Raw genomic sequence first — 15,530 nt, 5'->3', positions numbered from 1 at the left:
GAACGTGGTTTTCCCGGGAGAATTAGCCTCGGTAGAGGTACTTTTCAGCGGTTGCCTGAGTCATCTCAGCACCGTTGCCGGGAGCCGTTTGCGGCATATAGTTGCCATTCTTGATAACTGTCGGGTGCACAAAGTGTTCATGTTGGTTATCAACGTACTCAATCAACCGGTTCTCCATAGTTCCGGATACCGCGACGTAATCAAACATCGCAAAGTGCGCCACAGCTTCGCATAGGCCAACGCCGCCAGCGTGCGGGCAGACAGGCTTATTAAACTTCTTGGCAAGCAGGTATTCGATAACCAGTTCCTGCGGGCCCGCAACACGGGTTGCATCAATCTGCATGATTCCAAACGCATTCATTTGGAGATACTGCTTGAACATGATCCTGTTCTGCATATGTTCGCCAGTTGCTACAGGAATCGGATTAATAGCGCGTGCAATGGTTGCGTGTCCCACCACATCATCCGGCGAAGTCGGCTCTTCAACCCAAGCCAAATCGAAATCATGGAATTCGTTAATCCAAGAAATCGCATCAGGAACGTCCCACACCTGGTTAGCATCAACAGCCAACTTTACATCGGGACCAATCGCTTCGCGAGCTAACCCAAGACGCCGAATATCATCCTCGACGCGGCGCCCCACCTTCAGCTTGATAAGCTTAAACCCTTTTTCTTGAGTCTCTTCCTTACACAGCGAGACCATCTTTTCATCTGAGTACCCTAGCCAACCCGCGGCAGTGGAATACCCGGGGTAGCCATTTTCAAGAAGGTTGGCAATTCTTTCTTGCTTACCACGCTGACCGTCCTTTAGGAACTCAATAGCTTCTTCAGGACGAAGCGCATCAGAAAGATAACGGAAATCAAGAGTTGCGACCAACTCTTCCGGTTCCATTTCACCCAGCAGGCGCCACAGAGGCTTTCCAGCACGCTTGGCTTTAATATCCCAAAGCGCTGAGAGCAATGCACCGATAGCCATATGCTCCACGCCCTTCTCGGGACCAAGCCACCGCAGTTGGGAATCCCCTACGAGCAGATCCCACGCGAGTCGCATATTGTCGAGCAGCTCTTCAACATTACGCCCGACGAGCGTGTGAGCCATAGAGTTCATTGCCGCGCAAACAACATCATTTCCACGACCAATGGTGAACACAAACCCAACACCGATAATTCCATCATCAGCATCAGTAGAAATCTCCACATAAGCCGACGAGTAGTCAGGGTCGGGATTCATCGCATCCGAGCCAGAGAGCGTGTTAGATGTGGGGAATCGAAAATCGTACGTTTTTACGCCGGTAATCTTACTCACGAGTAAACTCCTTTGTTTTAGTTACCCACCGTGGAAGTTCCACGTCATGAACCCTAGTCCCATTTGGGGAACTATCCTAGGACCTTTTGCGACCAAGATTTGCACCCAGTGCGTAAAACTGCACAAATACGCGGGTTTAGTATTTAGGTATGACACCCTTCACACATTCTCATAATCTCGCCAAAGCTACAGGAAATAATAATTTCAGGTTCAAAACAAATGCGGGGCGACTCTTCCCGCATGACTTTGAATCGTTTCCGGTTCCTCAAGGCTCCTTACGAGAGGAGGCGCACAAGCAACAGTCAACCATCTACAATTGAGTTCCATAAAATGGAACTGGTGGTCCGTATCGATCTAGAAGAAGGTTCTTCTCTTGAGTACCAAACAGAGCCCGAGCGCAGCCGATAAAACTCTCATTGTTCTTCAGGCAGCACTGCAACACCCCCGTTTTACCGACATCGTTAACGCGACCGGCCTGGCAAAATCTAGTGTGCATCGCCTTCTCCAAACTTTGGTGAAGTACGAGTTCATTGCGGTAAGCCCTGACGGAAACTATTACGCCGGACCGGCTGCTTTGTCACTCGCCGCAACAGCATTCGAAAGAATCGACATCTCTCAACAAACGAAACCCTACATCCGACAACTTGCCCGCGAAGTTGGGTGCCAAGTGCACATTGGGGCGAGGAACGGTAAAGATGCCGTTTATGTTGCCATACAAGAAACTGATACCCCGTACCGCATACCATCACGAATTGGGGATCGGCTTCCTCTCCATTCAACTTCAATTGGTAAGTGTTTCCTCGCCGAGGAAGAGGATGAGGCGATCATTCGTTACGTGGCAGAGATGCAACTCCCTAAACATACACCCCGAACTATTTCGACAACCGCTGAACTGATAAAAGAAATCGACACAGTTCGTGACCGCGGGTTCGCTATTGACGACGAAGAGAATGTTCCCGGAATTCGATGTGTTGCCGTCCCTATTCGCAACCATCTTGGACGGGTGAACCATGCATTATCAATCACGACTTTAACATTGGAGAAAAGCATGGACGAAGTCATTGCCTTGGTTCCTCAAGTTAAACAAACCGCAGCAAAGATCTCGCGTTCTCTTGGTGCTAAAGAATCCTGAGAATAATCAACCGAGTATTTGGAGTGAACTACCCCAGCTCCATGCGCTCCTCACATGTGCGGCGCTGCGCCTCGAGTTCCATGAGGCGGGCGAAGTGCTGCTGGTAGGCGGCATCTTCCGGATTGGTGCGCTGGAGCGCGGAACGCACGTCCTCGATTTGGCGTAGCACACCTAGCCGAATGAGCGCGAGGGCAATCCCCCACACATAGTGCGGGAGGCGCTGCACATCGGTCTCCGGGAGCGGCTCGGCGGCGAGCTGGGAAATCACTCCGGCTAGCTCCGGGCCACCGGCCGCAATCACCGCCTCCACGTAAGCGGCACTCGCCTGGGGCTCGGCGTGTTCTACGTCCATACCCGCGCCGGTCAGCTGCGCGAAGCGCTCGGCAAATACTCGGGTTCCGCCCGCCGCCCGAATCGCCGTATGAATGGCGTGGTGCACCGGATGGGTGAACGTATGCGGAGGCAGATTATCCATCTCCGCCCGTGCCGCAAAAGCCGGAAGCTGAAGATAAATCTCCAGCGCAGCCCGCTCGACTTTTTCGGTAGGGTCACGCAGCTGCGACACCGGCGGCAAGGTCGCCGCCCGGTGGGTACCGGCATCGGCCGCACTCCCCTGCACTGTACCCGTCCTTTGCGCTGCCGCCTGGTACGACGGCGCATTCCCCGGCTGCACCGCGACTCCCGCCTGCTGCGCACCGCCGGCCGCTAGCGCCCTCGGGGTGTGCTCGCTGGCTGCCTCCAGCACCGCGCGCGCCTGGGCTCGCCCCTGGCGCCCGGCTTCCGCCACCGCCTGGCGCACCACGTGCTCATCCATGCCGAGCCAGCCGGCCAGATTCCGGGTGTATTCCCCGCGCAGTACCCGATCTCTAATCCCCGCCACAATCGGCGCGCTCACCCGTAGCCCGGCGCTGCGGCCCTCCGCGGTGGTGAGCGGAAGGTCCTCAATCAGGGAGCGAATCGCGAATTCGAAAAGGGGGCGCCGCCCGGCGATTACCTCGCGCAGCGCCTCATCCCCGCGCTGGAGCCGCACATCGCAGGGATCCAGATTATCCGGCGCAATCGCCACGTAGGTTTGGGTGGCGAAAGCCTGATCTTCCCCGAAAGCACGCAAAGCTGCCTTCTGGCCGGCACTATCGCCGTCGAACGTAAAAATAACCTCGCCGCCGTAAGCCTTCCCGGAGGAGAGCACCACCCCGGCGGCCGGATTGGCGCCGTCGCCCAAAAGCCGCCGCACAATTTTGACGTGCTCCGCCCCGAAAGCTGTACCACACGTTGCTACCGCCGTGGTGATTCCGGCCAGGTGCGCGGCCATGACGTCCGTATAGCCCTCCACGATGACCACGGAACGCGAGGTCGCGATCTCCTTTTTCGCGAGGTTGAGGCCGTACAGCACCTGCGATTTTTTGTAGATCGGTGTTTCGGGGGTATTGAGGTATTTCGGGCCGCGGTCATCCTCCCCGAGGCGGCGCGCCCCGAAGCCGATAGGTTCGCCGGTGATGGAGAAAATCGGCCACATGAGCCGCCCGCGGAAACGGTCGTAGAGCCCGCGGTTGCCCCGGGTGGCCAGGCCCGCCGTTTCGATTTCCCGGTCGGAAAAGCCGTGGCTGCGCAGGTGCGTATAGAGCGCGTCCCAGGAGTCCGGGGCGTAGCCGCATTCAAAATGGTCAACGGCCGCCCGCTCAAAACCACGTTCGGCCAGGAGCGTGCGGGCCGGGGCCGCCGCCGGGGTATCGAATTGGGCGCGATAGAACTGCACGGCAACCCGGTGCGCATCGATGAGCCGCCGCTTGGACGGCTCCCCCGGCCGCCGTTCACGCGCGCCCTCGTAATGCAGCTCGATTCCGGCGCGCCGCGCCAGCAGCTCAACCGCCTCCACAAAATCAATACTTTCGGCCCGCTGCACGAAAGCGAAAACGTCGCCGCCTTCCCCGCAGCCAAAGCAATGCCAGCGCCCCAGGTTCGGGCGCACGTGGAAGGACGGAGTTTTCTCGTCATGGAAGGGGCACAGGCCTTTGAGGGAGTCCACCCCACCGGGGCGCAGGACCACGTACTGGGAGGCGACGTCGTCGATCCGCACCGCGGCGCGCACCCGATCGATGTCTTCCCTTTTGATGAGCCCGGCCATGCCGCCTAGTCTAAGCGAGCCCGCCGCGCAGCGCACGCTCGAACCGTTTCACGCGCTCACCGCGTTCCGCACGCGCGAACCGCGGCGCACGCCGGGGCCGCGGGCGCCGGAACATCAGTGCCGGAACATCAGTGCCGCAGCATCCCGCACAGGTGCGCGTGCCACTGCCGCGCCGAGAGATCGGTGAGCGAAGCAACCTGGTCAATCACCAAACGCAGCCGCGCGTCCTTATCGCTGCTCGCCCACAATTCCGCCAGATGCGGCTCCAACTCATCCGGATTCTCCAAGAGCGCCTCGACGAGGTCGAAAATAATGGCGCGCTGCTCCACGTAATGCGGTTCGTGTTCGCGCGGAGCCATAACATAGGCCACCGCGATCCCTTTGAGAACCGTAATTTCGGCAAAAGTTTCTGGTGGTACGACGACGTTACCGTTGTAGCGCACCAATTTGCCATGCCCGGACTGCGCCCAGGTTGCCTGGCATACGGCGGAAACAAAACGGCCGATGAGGTCGGAGGTGAGGTCCTTCATGCGGGCAAAATCACGGTAGTTGCCACCGAAGTGCACCGGCCAGGCTTCTTCGCGCAGCAGGCGGTCAAGCGCATCAGAAAGCTCGCCCGCGCTCGGTTCGCCATACCAGGCCAGGGTATCCTCCACGACTTTCTGGCGCTCCCCCGGGTCGGTCAGGCAGGACGGGTCGAAGAATCCGCGGGCGATCGCATCTTCAACATCGTGGACGCTATAGGCAATATCATCGGCCAGATCCATGATTTGGGCTTCGACGCAGCGGTTGTGCCCGTGTTCTCCGTGGATCCACTCGAAAATATCAGCATCATCGCGGTAGTAATTGAATTTCGGGGTGCCGCCCGGGCCTTCGTTATTACCCCACGGGTATTTGATCACCGCATCCAGGGTGGCGCGGGTGAGGTTGAGGCCCGCCGGGCGCCCAGTGCGGGTAGTGCGTTTCGGTTCCAGGCGGGTGAGGATGCGCAGGGTTTGGGCATTGCCTTCGAAACCGCCGATCTCCTCCCCCACTTCCGCGAGGGCCCGCTCCCCGTTGTGCCCGAAGGGCGGGTGCCCGAGGTCATGGCACAAACACGCGGTTTCCACGATATCCGGGTCGCATCCAAAGTTTTTCGCCAGCGAGCGCCCAATTTGGGCCACTTCGAGGGAATGGGTGAGGCGGGTGCGCACAAAATCATCCGATTCAGGCCCGAGCACCTGAGTTTTCGCGCCCAGGCGGCGCAGCGCCGAAGAATGCAGCACCCGCGCGCGGTCGCGTTCAAAATCGGTACGCGAACGGGATTTGGGTGGTTCATGCACCCAGCGCTCGCGGTCATCCGGCCCGTAAACTTCGGCCGCCCCAAATAAATCCGTCACAGCTAGAGGGTACCAAGCCCGCGGGCGGTGCGGTGGCGGCGAGCGGTGCGGTCGTGACGGGCGGGGCACCGGGCCTGAGGCAAGCGCCGCGGCGTGGTTGGTTTAGCCGCCGGAAATATCGAGTTCGGCTTCGTGGATTCGGGCCGCTTGCTCCGGGGTAAGCTCGCGCGAATCGAGCCAGCCATCGGGAAGATGCGGGCGTTTTTCCCCGCCTGCGCGCCCGCGTTTACCTTCCGCAGCCGCCGGATAAGGCTGATCCAAGTCCAGGGCCTGGAGGCGTTCGTGGAGTTCCTCCAGGGTGGAGACCAGCCCCAGCGAGTGGCGGGTTTCCCCACCCACCGCGAAGCCCTTGAGATACCAGGTGATGTGCTTGCGCAGCTCCCGCATGGCTTTATTTTCGCTTCCGAAATGCTCCACCGAGAGGCGGGCATGGCGCTCGATCATCGCGGCGACTTCGCGCAACGTGGGGCGGCGCTGGGCGCTAGCCCCGTGCATGAGAGCAGCCAGATCATAGAAAATCCAGGGCCGGCCCTGGCAGCCGCGCCCGACAGCCACCCCGGCGCAGCCGGTATGGGCGCGCAGCGCGGCGGCATCTGCGGCGTCGAAAACATCACCGTTACCAAAGACGGGCAGGTCCGTGGAGTCTACGAGCTCTGCAATAAAATCCCAGTTCGCGTGGCCGGCGTAATGCTGCGCGGTGGTGCGCGCGTGCAAGGTGAGCCCGGCGACCCCGTAATCTTCGGAGATGCGGGCCACGTCCCGGAAAGTTTCGTGGGCGGCGTCGATCCCGATCCGGAATTTCACGGTGATGGGTACGGCGTGATCGCGCCCGCGGTTCGCGGCGCTCGCTGCTGCGGTGGCCTCTCGCACGAGGTCCTCGTACAAATCCAGTTTCCACGGCAGGGCCGAACCGCCCCCTTTGCGGGTGACTTTGGGGGCCGGGCAGCCGAAGTTAATATCGATGTGGTCCGCGCGGTTTTCCTCGATGAGGAGCCGCACCGCCGCGGCCACCACCTTGGGTTCCACCCCGTAGAGCTGGATGGATCGCACCGGATCGCTCGGATCGGGCTGGATCATGGTCATGGTTTCCGGGGTGCGTTCCAGCAGTGCCCGGGAGGTAATCATTTCGCACACCCACAGCCCGGCTGGGGCGTAGGAGCCGGGCGCGTGGGGTTCTGGGGAGGGCGCATCCGGTGCACTGCTGGCCATCGCGCGCCGAATTCCCGCTTCGGCTTCTTCACGGCAGAGCTGGCGGAAAGGCGGGTTGGTCACGCCGGCCATCGGCGCGAGCATGACCGGCGTGGCCAGAGTCAGATCGCCCAGCTGAATCGCCGGCCATGCGGCATTCTCCGCCATATGCTTCCCTTCTTCCCTTCCTGCGTCATGGATGAGGGTACCGCACGGCCAGCAGCGAGAGTTATTCCGTGAGCTAAACACCCAGCTATATGACCTGCATCACGGTAGGCTGCAAGTGAACTCGCCAGAGTTCCCAGGCAGATTGCGTTCTTCCCGCACCGCCCACGCCGCGTAGGGGCCAAACTCTCCGGCCGTGGCTGGGAAGTAGGTGTCACCACCACACGTGAGCAGTTAGCTTCGGCTACCTGGCCTCGGTTCTACATTTTCTATCAGGAAGGCACACCACATATGGCCGAGAACAAGAATGTTCAGGATCTCCTGAACGCCACCGCATTTGATTCCCATAACGATAAGCTCGGCGGAGTAAAGGAGGTATTCCTTGACGCCGAGACGGGCCAGCCCTTCTTCGTGGAAGTGGGCCACGGGCTCTTCGGTATGTCCTCCAGTCTCGTTCCGCTGCGCGGTTCGCACCTCGAGGGTGAAGAACTCCACCTGGCTTTCGTCAAGGATGCGATTAAGGATGCCCCTGATTTCGATGTGGAACAGGGCATCACCCCCGAAGAGCAGGACCGCCTGCTCGCCCACTACCACCTCACGGATGCACGCGAAGGTGACCGGTACTCCACCGAGGTTCCGCCGGTAGGTGCCGGTGTACCGGAGACGGCCGGCGGCGCTTCAGAGGGCACACCCCGCACTGCGGCCGAGCATCCCGCCCCGGTAACTGACGCGGATGATCATTCCGTGGTTCGTTCTGAAGAGCGCCTCAATGTTTCTAAGGACAATGTGGCGACCGGTACCGTGCGGCTGCACAAGTACGTTGTGCATGACACCGAAACGGTGGAGGTGCCCGTGACTCGCGAAGAAGTGCGGGTGGAACGCACCCCTATCAAGGAAGGTGAAGAGTACGTTGGTGAAATTTCTGAAGGGGGCGCCGCTGTCACCCTTCATGAAGAACGCGTCAATGTAGAGAAGGAAACCGTACCCGTTGAGCGGGTATCTCTCCATAAGGATGTCGTGCAGGATACCGAAACGGTCTCCGAAGATGTAGCCAAGGAACAGATCGAAATCGAAGATAAAACGGGTCGCTCCACCAAGTAGTAGGCTCGTGAAAAACCTGGCCTGCTAGGCAGACAGCCAGGCAGGAACGTGAGCCGCGCAGGCACGTCAGCCGCGCAGCGAAGCTAGGGAAAGAGGAAGAATGGCTGAGGTAACCGTCCGCGACATTATGGATGCCACCGCTTATGACCGCTCCGAAGCGGAGATTGGGCCGGTGCGCGAGGTTTTTCTCGATGATGCCAGCGGGCAACCCACTTTCGCTCTCATCGGGCGGGGATTATTCAATCTTCGCTCCGCCCTGGTTCCGCTGCGCGGTTCGCGCCTGGTTGAGGGCAGGCTCATCCTCTCGGTTTCCGCAGAAGCAGTGGCCAGCGCTCCGGCCTGGTCGGTGGAGGACGGCCTGACCGAGGACCAACAGCAGCGTATTTACGAACATTTCGCCCTCACCGATATTGCCGACGGCAAGGAGCACGCTACTGACGCTTAGGAACCTGCTTTCCGCAGGAACCAGATCTCCAAAGGAACCCGGTCACCAGCACATCTCACCGCTGCTTGGCCACATAGCGCCGGGCAAGATTGCCTGTTCGGTGAGGGCGTGCAGTTTCGGTTACGCTAGCCGTGCAGTTTTAACTTGCGCTTGACAGACAGCATGTTAAGGGCAAAGAACCAGGCGAAGAAGATACACATGCCCCGTCATACTGGGGCACCGCCGGTCTGGTAAGCGCTCTGTCACCATAGTCAAACCTGGTAATCAGAAGCGCCCCCCTTGTGTCCGATAACGACAGGCAGGACGTAATAAGCTAAATTTGAGGTGTGGGAACTGACATGCTCGTGACACGCGGAGCACTGGCGTACCGGGAATTTCTCGCAGCGAACCGTAAATTTGGAACTCTATTCCAGTCAGATTTCCGGATCTGCCGCGAGTAAACAACCAGGTCAGGCAGGCTCTTCCCCGCGTACGTGGGGGTAATTCTGGATTCAGGAAAAAGTGGTACCGGCGCTTAAGCTCTTCCCCGCGTACGTGGGGGTAATTCCATGGGTAAATGATTGGAGTGAGGGCGCCGAAACTCTTCCCCGCGTACGTGGGGGTAATTCTGATGATCCTACACGCAGCGCAACCCCTCACGCCTCTTCCCCGCGTACGTGGGGGTAATTCCGGCCTGGCATAATCCCGAGGGGTAGTGAGATCCTCTTCCCCGCGTACGTGGGGGTAATTCCAAGGAGTTGCGCCTCGATCTGGAAACAGCAATCTCTTCCCCGCGTACGTGGGGGTAATTCCGCCATCGAAACGGTTAAGGGATTCTTTAGCGACTCTTCCCCGCACGAGCGGGGGCAACTCCGCTGCTACCCCACACCACTCACCTAAAGTAAACGACGTGCAATTTCGTTTGCGGCAGATTGGTAACTTCACCAACCCCGAGATCTACAGCTTCAAGCCGTGCCACTCATTGCGCGGAAACGCTACCGCACCAGCCCTTCGCGGCGCCGTGCAGCAGACATCGCCCGCTGCGCCTCCCGGTCCGCCTCGCGCCGGCGGATTGTTTCGCGCTTATCCCATTCCTGCTTGCCCTTGGCCACCGCGATTTCCAGCTTGGCCAGCCCGCGCACGAAATACAGCTCGAGGGGCACAATCGTATAGCCCTTCGCCTCGACCGCCCGCGCCAGCTTCTCGATCTCCGATTTGTGCAGCAGCAGGCGGCGCTTGCGGGTAGGCGCGTGATTCGTCCACGTCCCCATCGCGTAAATCGGGATATTAATCCCGTGCGCGTACACCTGCCCGCGATCCACCTCAATCCAGCCGTCCACCAGCGAAGCACGCCCCATGCGCAGCGCCTTCACCTCGGTCCCGGATAGCGACATCCCCGCCTCAAAGGTGTCCTCGATGAAATAATCGTGGCGCGCCTTCTTATTGCGCGCGATCACCTGATGCGCATCGGCCGCGGCTTTCGCCTGCTGGGCCGCGCTCAGCTTTCCTTCTTTTTTCTTCGCCACGCGGGCTTCTCCGTTCTAATCCTTGAGTTCGCGCTGGTCAGTGATGAGGAACCATACAAAAATCAGGGTTCCTGCCAGCAGCACCACCGCCGGCGCGCTCACGTCCAGCAAATGATCGGTGAAGAACGACGGCGCAGCTGCCGCATCGGTATTCACCGTCAAGGTGATAATCAATCCAATAACAAAAGTAGTCACGCCGGTAGCTACCCCGGCTACCGCGATTCCCCGCCGCGTGGCAATCGTATTAATCATGCGGCGTACCATCGCCAGCACAATGAGCGCCGCGAAACCGACCGCGAAAAGCAGCGTTCCCACCGCGTAAGGCGAATCGGTAATAGCAGCCCGATCCCACACAAACCAGGCAAGCACCAATCCCAGCACCCCTGTGAGCACTTCGTAGGCGGTGGCTTTGCGCTGCCCGCGCGCGTAACGCTTCTCTAATTGCCGGCGCGAATACTCGCTCACATCAGTTTTCTGCTTCTTCTTCGCCGGCACGGATGCTTCCGCGGAGGCCGAAGCACCTGCGCCCGCGCCAGCCGAAACTACCTTCTCGGTTTCCCCGGGCTGGGTAGCGGCACCGGGCTGACTAGTCGTCCCGGCCGCCCCAGCCGCCCCGGGCTGGGCAGCTTCCCCGGCCGGCTTCTCCGCACTAGGCAAGCTGCCCGGCCGTTGCGGCGTCGTCGTACTAGAAACGCCCGGCGCGGTGTCACGTACGGTTGAGGCTGCGTCGGTGGTGGGAGCGGGATCGGTTGAGCCGTGTGCTTGTGTCATGACATCCTCTTCGTCAACTTCGCGTCAGGCCCCTCCTGGCGCCGGGCCATTCGGCCGCGGCGAGGCGAACGGGTACGCCGCGCTATTCGTAGAATCCGGGCAGGGACATCGGGTCGATGACCACGCCGTCCTGCCACACCTCAAAGTGTACGTGGCAACCGGTGACCATGCCCGTCATGCCGGTCCAGCCGATCACATCGCCCTGGCCCACGCTCTGCCCCACGGATACATTGAAGCCGGAGAGGTGGTTGTAGACCACCACGTAGGACGAACCGTTGATATAGCCGAGGTTGAGAATGACCTGGTTGCCGTGCGTGCCGTTGCCGGAGGCCGGGCGCACCGCCGCGACCACCCCGGCGGCCGCCGCGTATTGCGGATTACCGCAGGCAGAACGCAAGTCCACGCCCTCGTGCATCCACCAGCCGCCGTCGAAGGGATAGACCCGCATCCCGAAGGGCGAAGTCACGTACAGCGGGGCCGGAACGGGCGGAATGAGCGCGCCCGAAGCTGCCGGGGGCGCCGCCGGGGCACCTCCCCCACCGCCCTGAGCTGCCGCTTCCGCGGCGCGCCGCCGGTTTTCTTCATCAATGCGCGCGATCTGCGCGGCGGTATCATCGCGGGCCGCGTTCATGGCCGACAGCGAGTTCTGGAATTCCCCGCGCCGGGCCTCCAAAGCCTGAGATTGCTGGGTGACGGAAGCTTCCAGGTCCGCGAGCTCCTTGGTGCGGGCCGCGGCCTGCGCTTCTTTCGATTTCTTTTCCGCCACCGCGGCATCGGCCTGGCTCTTGAGCTGGGAGATCTCCCCTTGCACGGCCTTTTGCCGCTGGGCGCGGGTCCGGTTCGCGGCCGTTGTTTGGGTGACGTCGGTGAGAGTTTGGGATTGCACCCGGGTAATCGCCTGGTTCGCGGAGAGCGCATTGAAGAAATCCGCGCTCGACTTCGCACCGATCAGAAGCTCCACGGTGGAAACCCGGTTATCGCCGCGGTATTCGGAACGCGCAATCTCGCCGAGGTTATCGCGCGTTTCGCTCAGTTTCTTCTCCCCCTGGGCAATCGAGGTGGTGATGGAATCGAGCTCTCCCTCGGCCGCGTCCAGGCGCGCACCGATCTTTTCCTGTTCGCGCTGGGCTGCTGCGGCGTCGTTCTGCGCCTGCAATAACGCGGCCTGCGCCCCGGGGACCTGCGCCTGCGTCTCCTGCAGCTTGAGGTAGACGTTCTGCAAATCCACGTCCACGCCCTCGAGGGAGGAACGCAGATTCTCAATTTCAGCTTCCTGCTGTTCTTGCTGGCGGACGAGGTCGTCGCGGTCATCGGCACGCGCCGGCGTCGCTAACCCGGCAACGCCCAGCGCCCCCGCAGCCAGCGCTCCCAACCATCGTCTGCTCCCGATTCTCACCGGTTCACCTTTCCTATGTATATCTGTTCCAGCGGCCGTACCGTCAGGATTGGCGACGACGCCGCGGCGCCGTCGCCCCACTTTCACTACACGCGTGCGTACCTGCGCAAAGCGATCCAGGATGCCAGGCCGGACACCACCACCGAGCCGATGAGCAGCCAGGGTGCTACCTGGAGGGCTTCGCTCACGCCGATCACGCGAATCCACGGCAGAGATTGGGAAATCCAGTCCTCGAGCAGGAATTTCGCTGCCAGCCACAGCCCGCCGACCGCGAAAATCGCGCCGACGAGCGAGGCGATAATTCCCTCGAGAATAAAGGGCAACTCGATGAAGAAATTCGAGGCGCCCACGTAGCGCATAATCCCCGTTTCGTTACGCCGCGACATTGCCGAGAGGCGGATCGTGGTGGGGATGAGGAGGAGCGCCGTGAGGATCATGACCGCGGCCAGTCCGCCGGCAATCGCGGTGAAGCGGTTGAGGGTGGCGAAAACCGGCTCGATTTGTTCGCGCTGGTCGTACACGCTCTGCACCCCGGGGCGGTTGCCGAGGTCTTCCACGAGCACCTGGTACTTTTCCGGGTCGTGCAATTTGACGCGGAAGGAAACCTGCATCTGGTCGGCGGTCACCGTGTCACGCCACACCGAATCGCCCATTTGTTCGCGGTAGTTCGCGAAGGCTTCTTCTTTGGTTTCGAATTCGTAGCGCTCCACTTGGGAGGCGAGCGGTTCGGTGGTCAGGGCGGTATCGATGGCCTTGATTTGCTCGTCGGTGGCTTCGTTACCGGCGCAGGGTTCGGTGGCGTCATTCGCCGCGCACATAAACACCGAGACTTCCACCTGGCTGTACCAATCGGCACGCAGGTGGCTGATCTGGGTTTGGAGCAGCGCGGCCGCGCCCACGAAAAGCAGGGAAACGAAAGTGACGAGGGAAACCGAGGCAGCCATCGCCTTGTTATTGATAAGTCCCTTGAATGTTTGGGACAGGACGAAACGACTGCGCATTAGTGTTGCCCTCCTCCGTACTGGCCGCGATCCTGATCGCGGACGATCACGCCGTTGGCCAGCTCAATAACGCGTTTACGCATCTGGTTGACCACGGTGGCATCATGGGTGGCCATAACCACCGTGGTTCCCGAGCGGTTGATGCGATCCAGGAGGCGCATAATCGACAGCCCGGTGTTTTGGTCCAGGTTGCCGGTCGGTTCGTCGGCGAGAAGGATTTCGGGGCGATTGACCATGGCGCGGGCGATGGCCACGCGCTGCTGCTCCCCGCCCGAAAGCTCGTTCATGCGGCGGCGTTCCTTGCCGTCCAGGCCCACCATTTCCAGCACTTCCGGCACTTCGGTGCGGATGCGGTGGCGGGGCGCGCCGATGACCTGGAGCGCGAGCGCCACGTTATCGTGCACGTTCTTATCGGGAAGGAGCCGGAAATCTTGGAACACCGTGCCGATGCGGCGCCGCAGGAAGGGGACGCGCCGCTGGGAAACAGTGGCGAGATCCTTGCCGAGCACCTCGATTTTTCCGGATGTTGGCCGTTCGGCAACGTTGATGAGCGAAAGCATCGTTGATTTTCCCGAACCGGAGGGGCCCACGAGGAAAACGAATTCGCCGCGGTCAATATCCGCGCTCACCGAGTCCAGCGCGGGTTTCGCGCCCTTCTGGTAGAGCTTCGTCACCTTGGTAAATGTGATCATAAACTTGCCCTTAGATTACTACTATCGTGCTTTACCCTACGGAACAGGCCGTAAAATCGCGCGGGACGCGCCGCGTACCCGGGGAAATTCATGCGTTTCCTCCCCCGCTTTCCCCACTTAGTCACCGGTTTTTTCGCCTGCCTTGTCGCTGGTCTTGCTGCCGGTTTTGTCGCTGCTCTTTTCGCCGGCTTTTTCTCCGGCTTTTTCGCCGGTGGCGCGCCAGCGGATACCGGCATCGATGAAACCGTCAATATCGCCGTCGAAAATCGCGTCGGTATTCCCCGATTCGTACCCGGTGCGCAGATCCTTGACCATCTGGTAGGGCTGAAGCACATAGGAACGCATCTGGTCGCCCCACGAGGCTTTGATATCTCCGCGCAATTCTTTCTTTTCGCGCGCTTCCTCTTCCTGTTTGAGGAGGAGCAGGCGCGATTGTAGGACCCGCATCGCGGCGGCGCGGTTTTGGATCTGCGATTTCTCATCCTGCATGGAGACCACGATCCCGGTGGGAAGGTGGGTGATGCGCACCGCGGAATCGGTGGTATTCACGGACTGCCCGCCCGGCCCGGAGGAACGGAACACATCGATGCGAATATCGGTATCGGGGATATCGATATGGTCGGTTTGTTCGATCAGCGGAATAACTTCGACGGCGGCGAAGGAGGTCTGGCGCCGCCCCTGGTTATCGAAAGGCGAGATGCGCACCAGCCGGTGGGTCCCGGCTTCCACCGAGAGCGTGCCATAAGCGTAGGGAGCACTCACCTCAAAGGTGGTTGATTTCAGCCCGGCTTCTTCCGCGTAGGAGGTATCGAGCACCTTGGTGGCGTAGCCGCTGCGTTCAGCCCAGCGCAGGTACATGCGCTGAAGCATCTGCGCGAAATCGGCCGCGTCCACTCCCCCGGCCCCGGACCGAATCGTCACCACCGCATCGCGCTCATCGTATTTGCCGGAGAGCAGGGTGCGGATCTGGAGTTCTTCCAGCGCTTTTTCGGTGCTCGTCATCTCTTCGCCGAGCGCTTCGTAGAGTTCCCGAGCCGAAGCCGGATCCGAAAGTTCTTCTTCCTGCGCGATCTCAAGGAGCGCACCAGCATCGTCAATACGGACGCGCATTTTCTCGAGTTTCTCCAGTTCGCTTTGGGCATGGGAGAGTTTCGAGGTGACCTCTTGGGCGCGGGCAGTATCATCCCAGAGCCCGGGCGCGGAGGATTCTTCCGTCAGCGCGGCGATACGCGCGGTGAGGCCCTCCACATCGGTCACCGCTTCGATTTGGTGAAAAACACTGCGCAGATGGTCAAGACGTTCGGAAAAATCACTCACGGCATAA

Annotated in this window: 13 protein-coding genes and 1 CRISPR repeat array; of the genes, 3 read left to right on the top strand and 10 right to left on the bottom strand. The window is 60.5% G+C overall.

Annotated features, from left to right (window positions below; translation table 11 throughout):
• Nucleotides 1-22: 22 nt before the first annotated feature.
• Complete coding sequence (locus CZ322_RS06325; protein WP_087070639.1) at nt 23-1,306, bottom strand: enolase C-terminal domain-like protein; 1,284 nt, start codon at nt 1,304-1,306, stop codon at nt 23-25.
• 373 nt (nt 1,307-1,679) lie between these two features.
• Here CZ322_RS06325 and CZ322_RS06320 point away from each other — a divergent pair, with 373 nt between their 5' ends.
• Complete coding sequence (locus tag CZ322_RS06320) at nt 1,680-2,438, top strand: IclR family transcriptional regulator (protein ID WP_087070638.1); 759 nt, start codon at nt 1,680-1,682, stop codon at nt 2,436-2,438.
• 28 nt (nt 2,439-2,466) lie between these two features.
• Here CZ322_RS06320 and dnaG read toward each other — a convergent pair whose 3' ends face one another.
• The 3 genes from dnaG to dusB form a co-directional block, all read right to left on the bottom strand.
• Complete coding sequence (gene dnaG, locus CZ322_RS06315) at nt 2,467-4,563, bottom strand: DNA primase (RefSeq protein ID WP_200807181.1); 2,097 nt, start codon at nt 4,561-4,563, stop codon at nt 2,467-2,469.
• Between the two features lie 128 nt (nt 4,564-4,691).
• A complete protein-coding gene (locus tag CZ322_RS06310) occupies nt 4,692-5,942 on the bottom strand; it encodes a deoxyguanosinetriphosphate triphosphohydrolase (RefSeq protein WP_087070636.1) in 1,251 nt (416 codons plus the stop codon).
• 102 nt (nt 5,943-6,044) lie between these two features.
• Entirely contained in the window at nt 6,045-7,298 is a 1,254-nt protein-coding gene (gene dusB, locus CZ322_RS06305) for a tRNA dihydrouridine synthase DusB (protein WP_087070635.1), read from the bottom strand.
• Nucleotides 7,299-7,586: 288 nt separating this feature from the next.
• Between dusB and CZ322_RS06300 the strand changes: the two genes are divergently transcribed.
• Both CZ322_RS06300 and CZ322_RS06295 read left to right on the top strand, forming a co-directional pair.
• Nucleotides 7,587-8,396 carry a YsnF/AvaK domain-containing protein gene (locus tag CZ322_RS06300; protein ID WP_087070634.1) on the top strand — a complete coding sequence of 270 codons (810 nt, stop codon included), beginning with the start codon at nt 7,587-7,589 and terminating at the stop codon, nt 8,394-8,396.
• A 100-nt stretch (nt 8,397-8,496) separates the two neighbouring features.
• Nucleotides 8,497-8,841, top strand: coding sequence for a PRC-barrel domain-containing protein (locus CZ322_RS06295; protein WP_087070633.1), 345 nt, complete (start codon nt 8,497-8,499; stop codon nt 8,839-8,841).
• Between the two features lie 458 nt (nt 8,842-9,299).
• A CRISPR array of direct repeats spans nt 9,300-9,632; the repeat unit is 28 nt; unit sequence CTCTTCCCCGCGTACGTGGGGGTAATTC.
• 183 nt (nt 9,633-9,815) lie between these two features.
• Here CZ322_RS06295 and smpB read toward each other — a convergent pair.
• The 6 genes from smpB to prfB all read right to left on the bottom strand — a co-directional run bounded on the left by smpB (nt 9,816) and on the right by prfB (nt 15,523).
• A complete protein-coding gene (smpB, locus tag CZ322_RS06290) occupies nt 9,816-10,346 on the bottom strand; it encodes an SsrA-binding protein SmpB (RefSeq protein ID WP_026429507.1) in 531 nt (176 codons plus the stop codon).
• A 15-nt stretch (nt 10,347-10,361) separates the two neighbouring features.
• Entirely contained in the window at nt 10,362-11,117 is a 756-nt protein-coding gene (locus CZ322_RS06285; protein WP_087070632.1) for a YrzE family protein, read from the bottom strand.
• An 82-nt stretch (nt 11,118-11,199) separates the two neighbouring features.
• Nucleotides 11,200-12,513 carry a murein hydrolase activator EnvC family protein gene (locus tag CZ322_RS06280; protein WP_234984490.1) on the bottom strand — a complete coding sequence of 438 codons (1,314 nt, stop codon included), beginning with the start codon at nt 12,511-12,513 and terminating at the stop codon, nt 11,200-11,202.
• A gap of 86 nt (nt 12,514-12,599) precedes the next feature.
• The gene (ftsX, locus tag CZ322_RS06275; protein ID WP_026429510.1) at nt 12,600-13,514 is read right to left on the bottom strand and encodes a permease-like cell division protein FtsX; all 915 of its coding nucleotides are present in this window, start codon (nt 13,512-13,514) and stop codon (nt 12,600-12,602) included.
• Nucleotides 13,514-14,206, bottom strand: coding sequence for a cell division ATP-binding protein FtsE (gene ftsE / locus CZ322_RS06270; protein ID WP_026429511.1), 693 nt, complete (start codon nt 14,204-14,206; stop codon nt 13,514-13,516). The genes ftsX and ftsE overlap by 1 nt, the downstream gene beginning before the upstream one ends.
• Before the next feature lie 117 nt (nt 14,207-14,323).
• Nucleotides 14,324-15,523: a peptide chain release factor 2 gene (prfB, locus tag CZ322_RS06265; RefSeq protein ID WP_087070630.1), complete on the bottom strand. Its 1,200-nt coding sequence runs from the start codon at nt 15,521-15,523 to the stop codon at nt 14,324-14,326.
• Between the last annotated feature and the right edge of the window lie 7 nt (nt 15,524-15,530).

Origin of the sequence: Actinotignum timonense (assembly GCF_900155575.1) — a bacterium.
GTDB classification, from domain to species: Bacteria; Actinomycetota; Actinomycetes; order Actinomycetales; family Actinomycetaceae; genus Actinotignum; species Actinotignum timonense.
This window is presented reverse-complemented; position numbering and strand designations above follow the sequence as displayed.

Excerpts from the sequence above, each read along its gene's own strand:
- CZ322_RS06295 (WP_087070633.1), top strand. The coding sequence starts at position 8,497 with ATGGCTGAGGTAACCGTCCGCGACATTATGGATGCCACCGCTTATGAC.
- ftsE (WP_026429511.1), bottom strand. The coding sequence starts at position 14,206 with ATGATCACATTTACCAAGGTGACGAAGCTCTACCAGAAGGGCGCGAAA.
- dusB (WP_087070635.1), bottom strand. The coding sequence starts at position 7,298 with ATGGCGGAGAATGCCGCATGGCCGGCGATTCAGCTGGGCGATCTGACT.
- ftsX (WP_026429510.1), bottom strand. The coding sequence starts at position 13,514 with ATGCGCAGTCGTTTCGTCCTGTCCCAAACATTCAAGGGACTTATCAAT.
- dnaG (WP_200807181.1), bottom strand. The coding sequence starts at position 4,563 with ATGGCCGGGCTCATCAAAAGGGAAGACATCGATCGGGTGCGCGCCGCG.
- CZ322_RS06300 (WP_087070634.1), top strand. The coding sequence starts at position 7,587 with ATGGCCGAGAACAAGAATGTTCAGGATCTCCTGAACGCCACCGCATTT.
- CZ322_RS06285 (WP_087070632.1), bottom strand. The coding sequence starts at position 11,117 with ATGACACAAGCACACGGCTCAACCGATCCCGCTCCCACCACCGACGCA.